The sequence below is a fragment of the Bradyrhizobium pachyrhizi genome (assembly GCF_001189245.1).
Classification (GTDB): Bacteria; Pseudomonadota; Alphaproteobacteria; order Rhizobiales; family Xanthobacteraceae; genus Bradyrhizobium; species Bradyrhizobium pachyrhizi.
Genome location: NZ_LFIQ01000092.1, coordinates 157,146 through 163,468, shown reverse-complemented (window position 1 = coordinate 163,468; position 6,323 = coordinate 157,146). Strand labels below are relative to the sequence as shown.

At 65.5% G+C, this 6,323-nt stretch carries 7 protein-coding genes; 3 read left to right on the top strand and 4 right to left on the bottom strand.

Going from position 1 to position 6,323, the window contains the following annotated elements; all coding sequences use genetic code 11:
• From AKL29_RS23385 to AKL29_RS23370, 4 genes are all read right to left on the bottom strand, one after another.
• The coding region (locus tag AKL29_RS23385) for an acyl-CoA dehydrogenase family protein (RefSeq protein ID WP_244482338.1) at positions 1 to 1,397 on the bottom strand (1,397 nt) is incomplete at its 3' end.
• Positions 1,398 to 1,557: 160 nt separating this feature from the next.
• Positions 1,558 to 2,010, bottom strand: coding sequence for a hypothetical protein (locus AKL29_RS23380; protein ID WP_050385783.1), 453 nt, complete (start codon positions 2,008 to 2,010; stop codon positions 1,558 to 1,560).
• 32 nt (positions 2,011 to 2,042) lie between these two features.
• Complete coding sequence (locus AKL29_RS23375; RefSeq protein ID WP_050385782.1) at positions 2,043 to 2,456, bottom strand: hypothetical protein; 414 nt, start codon at positions 2,454 to 2,456, stop codon at positions 2,043 to 2,045.
• A 229-nt stretch (positions 2,457 to 2,685) separates the two neighbouring features.
• Complete coding sequence (locus AKL29_RS23370) at positions 2,686 to 3,420, bottom strand: M15 family metallopeptidase (protein WP_050385810.1); 735 nt, start codon at positions 3,418 to 3,420, stop codon at positions 2,686 to 2,688.
• Positions 3,421 to 3,688: 268 nt separating this feature from the next.
• Here AKL29_RS23370 and AKL29_RS23365 point away from each other — a divergent pair, with 268 nt between their 5' ends.
• The 3 genes from AKL29_RS23365 to AKL29_RS45415 all read left to right on the top strand — a co-directional run.
• Positions 3,689 to 4,642 (top strand): aspartate carbamoyltransferase catalytic subunit, encoded by a 954-nt coding sequence (locus tag AKL29_RS23365; RefSeq protein WP_026192854.1) that lies wholly within the window; start codon positions 3,689 to 3,691, stop codon positions 4,640 to 4,642.
• Positions 4,643 to 4,647: 5 nt separating this feature from the next.
• Positions 4,648 to 5,949: a dihydroorotase gene (locus tag AKL29_RS23360; RefSeq protein WP_028336372.1), complete on the top strand. Its 1,302-nt coding sequence runs from the start codon at positions 4,648 to 4,650 to the stop codon at positions 5,947 to 5,949.
• 224 nt (positions 5,950 to 6,173) lie between these two features.
• A partial coding sequence (locus tag AKL29_RS45415; RefSeq protein WP_244482337.1) for a glycerol-3-phosphate acyltransferase occupies positions 6,174 to 6,323 on the top strand: 150 nt, incomplete at its 3' end.

The window sequence follows — 6,323 nt, the reverse complement described above, 5'->3', positions numbered from 1 at the left end:
GGCAGGCCCTTGGTCTCCTCGGCGAGCGCGCGCAGCACCGCGAGTGCGGCGTCAGCCTCGCGGCCGAGTGCGCGCAGCACGTCGAGGCACATCACGTTGCCGGACCCCTCCCAGATCGCGTTGACCGGCGACTCCCGGTAGTGGCGCGCCAAAATGCCTTCCTCGACATAGCCATTGCCGCCGAGGCACTCCATTGCCTCATAGAGGAAGCCGGGCGCACTCTTGCAGGTCCAGTATTTGATCGCCGGCGTCAGCAGCCGCATATAGGCGGCCTCGCCCGCATCGGCCGGCGCGCGATCGAAAGCACGGCAGAGCCGCATCACCAGCGCGATCGACGCCTCGACATGCAGCGCCATGTCCGACAGCACCGCCTGCATCAGCGGCTGGTCGGCGAGGTGTTTCTGGAACACGCTGCGATGCCGCGCGTGATGGAGCGCGTGCGCCAGTCCCGAGCGCATCAGCCCGGCGGATGCGATCGCGCAATCCTGCCGCGTCAGCTGCACCATCTGGATGATGGTGCGGATGCCCTTGCCCTCCTCGCCGATCAGCTCGGCATAAGCGCCGTGGAATTCGACCTCCGACGAGGCATTGGAGCGATTGCCGAGCTTGTCCTTCAGGCGCTGGAAGCGGATTGCGTTGACCGTGCCGTCGGGCGCAAAGCGCGGCATGAAGAAGCAGCTCAGCCCATTCATCGTCTGCGCCAGCACCAGGAAGGCGTCGCACATCGGCGCCGACATGAACCATTTGTGCCCGGTGATGCGCCAGGCCTCGCCGTTGCGCTCGGCGCGCGTCATGTTGGCGCGCACATCCGTGCCGCCCTGCTTTTCGGTCATGCCCATGCCGAGAGTCATGCCGCGCTTGGTCCACCACGGCGCAAAGCTGGGGTCGTAGGCGCGCGTTCCGATCACCGGCATCGTCTTCGCCAGAATATCCGGCTGCGAGGCCAGCGCCGCGACCGAGGCGCGCGTCATCGTGATCGGGCAGAGATGGCCGGTCTCGACCTGGGAAGCGATGTAGAACCTTGCCGCGCGCACCACCTCGGCCGCCCCGCCGGCCGGCTTGCCGTCGGCGCTCCAGGTCGAGTTGTGCACGCCGGCATGCGCGGAGTGCGCCATCAGCTCGTGATAGGCCGGGTGAAACTCGACCTCGTCGCGGCGATTGCCCCTGGCATCGAACAGCCGCAGCTTCGGCGTGTTCTCGTTGGCAACGCGGCCGCGCTCCGCCATGGCAGCGGATCCCCACTGCTTGCCGAAATCGGACAGCTCAGCCGTTGCCGCCTCCCCGCCATTGGCAGCGACCGCCGCGGCGAGCGGCGCGTCCACCGTGAACAGGTCGACATTTTCGAACGGCGGCGACTGGTTGAAGACGTCGTGGGTGGCAAACGGAGCCTGCGTCATGGTCTCCTCGGCAACTGGTCTGCACGCATGCGGCCTGGACAACAGGCCTTCCCCGGCCGGGATCACGGGCCAGCCGCGGCGCAATGGAATCGGAGGATCATAAGCCTGCGAGCCGGCGCGGGGCAGCGAAAAGTACACGTCCGCCAGATGCTTCTGTGCTTTAGATGCTTGCGCGCTTGGGCGCATGGCGGCCGAGCCAGCGGTCGACCGAGTCATTGACGCGGGTCCGGTTCGCCTCCTTCCTGGAAGCCTGGACCGGAAAAATGTCGCCGCTGCTCAATTGCCGGTTATCGGGATAGGCCGCCAACTGCAGGTTGGACTCATGCGCGGCGCCATCCACCGGCGAGATGTAGGCAAACCGGATCTCGATCTTGTGCTTGATGTCGGCGCCTTGCCATTTCGGATGATGGCGCGCCAGAAGCTCGGTAAGCTCGCACGGCAACAGATCGGAGGTCGAGCTTCGCGATCCCTCGGTCTTCTCCATGTAGCATTGTTCCTTGACGCTGCTGACGCGCGCGTCGATCGGCCGGAAGTTCAACCGCTTGTCGAGCTCGCTATAGACATAGAAGCTCGCGACGGCGACAGCGATCATAGCGTAGAGGCCAAGGCGCATGGTTGTGCTTCCGTCCTGTCGAACCGCGTCGGTCAGATCGAACGCGCCTTGTCCGCCTTGGTCTTGGAGGCGAGCACAGGAAACACATCCCCGGCGCGCAGCGGCTTGCCATTGGGCAAATAGGACATCTGCAGGCTCGACTGGTGCGTGGCCCCGTCGACCGGCGAGACATAGACGACCTTCACCTCGATCTTGTGCTTCACGTCATAACCCTGCCACTTCGGATGCTCCTTGCGCAGCAGCTCGGCAATCTCGCAACGGGTCAGGTCGGAGGTCGACGTCGTCTTGGTGATGACGCCGCGCTCGACCTTTTCCAGATAGCATTGCTCGCTGACGCCGCTGATGCGGGCATCGACGCGCTGATAGTTCGCGCTCTTGTCGTGTCGATCGTAGATCAAGACGCCGGCGACGCCGACGACAACAATTGCAATGGCTGCGAAACGCATGCTGCATGCTCCCGTGTTGCCCGCACTTCATACGGCCACAATTAAGGAGTGTTGAAAGTGCGCTCGGCTACTTTTGCGATGGCAAGCGTCGCCTTGCGAAAATGCTTCGGATTTGAGGAAAATCCTGCGCTGGAGCTTCGGTTCTGATTGAATCAGAATCGAAGCTCTAGTCTCTTGTTCCGACGCGTTTTCTTCACGCGAACCGGCGTCCCCTTCGCTCGAAAACGCTCTAGCGCGCCCGGACGATCGGGAAGTCGTAGGCCGGCCCGCCTGCCCCCGGCAGCGAAAAGTGCCACCATTCCTTGGCATAGTTCGCGAACCCCTGCCGGGCCATCGCCGCGACCAGCTTGGTGCGCCAGCGTCTCTGCGCCGGCGTGATCGAGGCGGCCGCGGTGTGGGCCTTCACGTCGGAACAATCGTAGCCGGTACCCATGTCGACGCTGCCCTCCGGGGCACGCGCGGCGGCCGGCGCGGTGCAGTCGGCATAGTCCCTGGCCGGATCGAACTTGCGCGAATTGTCGGCGCCAAGATCGACCAGCGTGAGATCGACCGCGGCCCCTGTCGAATGCCCCGAATGGGTGGCGATGTAGCCGAGGCGGAACAGATCGGCTTTCGAGAAGACCGGGTTGTAGCGCCGCTCGGCGACGGTCTCGGTGCCATTTTTCGACCACGCCACCATGTCGGCGACGGCACGGGCCGGCCGGTAGCAATCGAACATCTTCAGCGACAGTCTTTGCCGGGCCAGTTCCTGCTGCACGGCCTTGAGCCTGAGCCCGACCTCCCGCTTCACCACGCATTCCGCCGCGCCATAGCCCGCGAGCGGCCGGCCCATGAAATTGTTCGCGGCGGCGTAGCGGATGTCCTGAATGATGGTCGGATCGATGTTGCGGAGGAACGCGAAGTCGCCGGGCAGGTTCTGAGCGAAGGCAGGCGAGATCGCCCCCGGGATCAACGCGATGGTCATCCATGCGATCACGACAATTTTCACGAGGTCTCGCTCCGGCGTCACGGCCGGGTATAGCCCGTCAGGAGGACGGCGTCGCTGCCGCTCCGCCTATGCCCGGCCATCCACGTCTTGTTCCGGAAAACCCCGCAAAAGCAAGGCGCGGATGTCCCGCGGCGAGCCCCGGCAGGACCGCCGAGAAGGCAACGACATCTTACTCGGGGAAAACTCCCGCGAGCCCTCTTCGCGCTTGCCCCACCGGCCATCCGCGCCTATAGCTCTCGCTTTAATGACCCCATCGTTGAAATCGACTTTTGTCCTCGGTCACCGGCATCTGCTGGGCATCGAGGGCCTTTCCGCTGACGACATCACGGGCCTGCTCGACCTCTCCGAGGAGTATGTCGAGCTCAACCGCCAGGTCGACAAGAAGCGCGCCAGCCTGCGCGGCCGTACCCAGGTCAATCTGTTCTTCGAGGCCTCGACCCGGACCCAGTCCTCGTTCGAGATCGCCGGAAAACGCCTGGGCGCCGACGTCATGAACATGTCGGTGTCGTCGATGTCGACCCGCAAGGGCGAGACGTTGATGGACACCGCGGTGACGCTGAACGCGATGCACCCGGACATCCTGGTGGTACGCCACCACGCCTCCGGCGCGGTCGAGCTCCTGGCACGCAAGGTTGACGGTTCCGTGATCAATGCCGGCGACGGCAGCCACGAGCACCCGACCCAGGCGCTGCTCGACGCCCTGACGATCCGCCGCAACAAGGGCCGGCTCGAGGGGCTGACGATCGCGATCTGCGGCGACGTGCTGCATTCGCGGGTGGCGCGCTCCAACATCTTCCTGCTCAACACCATGGGCGCCCGCGTCCGCGTGGTGGCCCCCTCCACCCTGCTGCCGCCCGGCATCGAGCGGATGGGCGTCGAGGTCGCGCGCGACATGCGCGAGGGGCTGAACGGCGCCGACATCGTGATGATGCTGCGGCTGCAGCGCGAGCGCATGAACGGCTCCTTCGTGCCCTCCTCGGGCGAGTATTTCCACTATTTCGGCCTCGACCAGAAGAAGCTCGGCTATGCCAAGCCGGACGCGCTGGTGATGCATCCGGGCCCGATGAACCGCGGTGTCGAGATCGACACCTTCGTCGCCGACGGCGCGCAGTCGCTGATCCGTGAACAAGTCGAAATGGGTGTGGCAGTGCGCATGGCGGTGCTGGAAGCGCTCGCCCGCAACCTGCCGAACGCGTGAGACCGATGCTGACCGATCGCCGCCCCATCCTGCTCGCCAACGCCCGCGTCATCGATCCGTCGCGCGATTTCGACGGTCCGGGCGATGTCCTGATCGCCGACGGCGTGATCCGTGACGCCAAGCGCGGCATCGGCGCCGCCGGCGTCCCTGAAGGCACCGACATCGTCAATTGCGCCGGCAAGATCGTGGCCCCCGGCCTGATCGACATGCGCGCCTTTGTCGGCGAGCCCGGCGCCAGCCATCGCGAGACTTTTGCCTCCGCCAGCCAGGCCGCCGCGGCCGGCGGCATCACCACCATCATCTGCCAGCCCGACACCTCGCCGGTGATCGACAATTCCGCGACCGTCGACTTCGTGCTGCGCCGCGCCCGCGACACCGCGATCGTCAACATCCATCCGATGGCGGCGCTGACCAAGGGCATGCAGGGCCAGGAGATGACCGAGATCGGCCTGCTCAAGGCCGCCGGCGCCGTCGCCTTCACCGACGGCGACCGCAGCGTCACCAACGCCCAGGTGATGCGGCGCGCGCTGACCTATGCCCGCGATTTCGACGCGCTGATCGTGCATCACACCGAGGACCCGCATCTGGTCGGCGAAGGCGTGATGAACGAGGGCGAATTCGCCACAAGGCTCGGCCTTGCCGGCATTCCCACGGCGGCCGAGTCGATCATGCTCGAGCGCGACATGCGGCTCGCAGGCTTGACCGGCGGGCGCTATCACGCAGCCTCGCTGACCTCGATCGAGTCGCTGGAGATCCTCAAGCGCGCCCGCGACGCCGGCCACAATGTCTCGGCCTCGGTCTCGATCAACCACGTGACGCTGAACGAGAACGACATCGGCCCCTACCGCACCTTCCTCAAGCTGGCGCCGCCGCTGCGCACCGAGGAGGACCGCAAGGCGCTGGTGGCCGCGCTCGCCTCCGGACTGATCGACGTCGTGATGAGCGACCACAATCCGCAGGACGTCGAGGTCAAGCGGCTGCCGTTCGCGGAAGCGGCCAGCGGCGCAGTCGGCCTGCAGACCATGCTGCCGGCGGCGCTGCGGCTGATCCACAATGGCGAGATGGACTTCAAGACGCTGATCCGGGCGATGTCGACCCGGCCGGCGGAGCTGCTCGGCCTGGCCGGCGGCACGCTGCGCGCGGGCGCACCGGCCGACGTCATCGTGATCGACGCCGACACGCCCTGGGTGCTCGACCGCGACGATCTCAAATCACTGTGCAAGAACACGCCGTTTGACGACGCCCGCTTCTCGGGCCGCGTGACGCGGACGATCGTCGGTGGACGGACCGTGTACGAGCACGTCTGAAACTGGGGTGGAACTCAGCGCGACGCGAGTTGCGACATCGCTTCCATCGTTGTGCCAACGACGATGGCCGCGACGTAAACGACAAAGAAAAACTGCTCCAGCCGCCTGCGAACAGAAGCCATGATAAGCTCCCTCATTACCAAGGCCATGGTGCGGATTTATGGTTAATATTTCATTGACGGCACTGCCCCGTTTGGGTGGGACCGCTCCAGGGAACCACCGCGATGTCTGCTGATGGGCTGCTGCCGCTCGCTTTCCTGATCGGCTACCTGCTGGGCTCGATCCCGTTCGGCATGGTGCTGACCAGGATGGCCGGCACGCAGGATCTGCGCACGGTCGGCTCGGGCAATATCGGCGCCACCAATGTGCTGCGC

Bases quoted from the DNA above. Each gene is read 5' to 3' on its own strand.
- AKL29_RS23380 (WP_050385783.1), bottom strand. From the start codon at position 2,010: ATGCGCCTTGGCCTCTACGCTATGATCGCTGTCGCCGTCGCGAGCTTC.
- AKL29_RS23375 (WP_050385782.1), bottom strand. From the start codon at position 2,456: ATGCGTTTCGCAGCCATTGCAATTGTTGTCGTCGGCGTCGCCGGCGTC.
- AKL29_RS23370 (WP_050385810.1), bottom strand. From the start codon at position 3,420: ATGACCATCGCGTTGATCCCGGGGGCGATCTCGCCTGCCTTCGCTCAG.
- AKL29_RS23365 (WP_026192854.1), top strand. From the start codon at position 3,689: ATGACCCCATCGTTGAAATCGACTTTTGTCCTCGGTCACCGGCATCTG.
- AKL29_RS23360 (WP_028336372.1), top strand. From the start codon at position 4,648: ATGCTGACCGATCGCCGCCCCATCCTGCTCGCCAACGCCCGCGTCATC.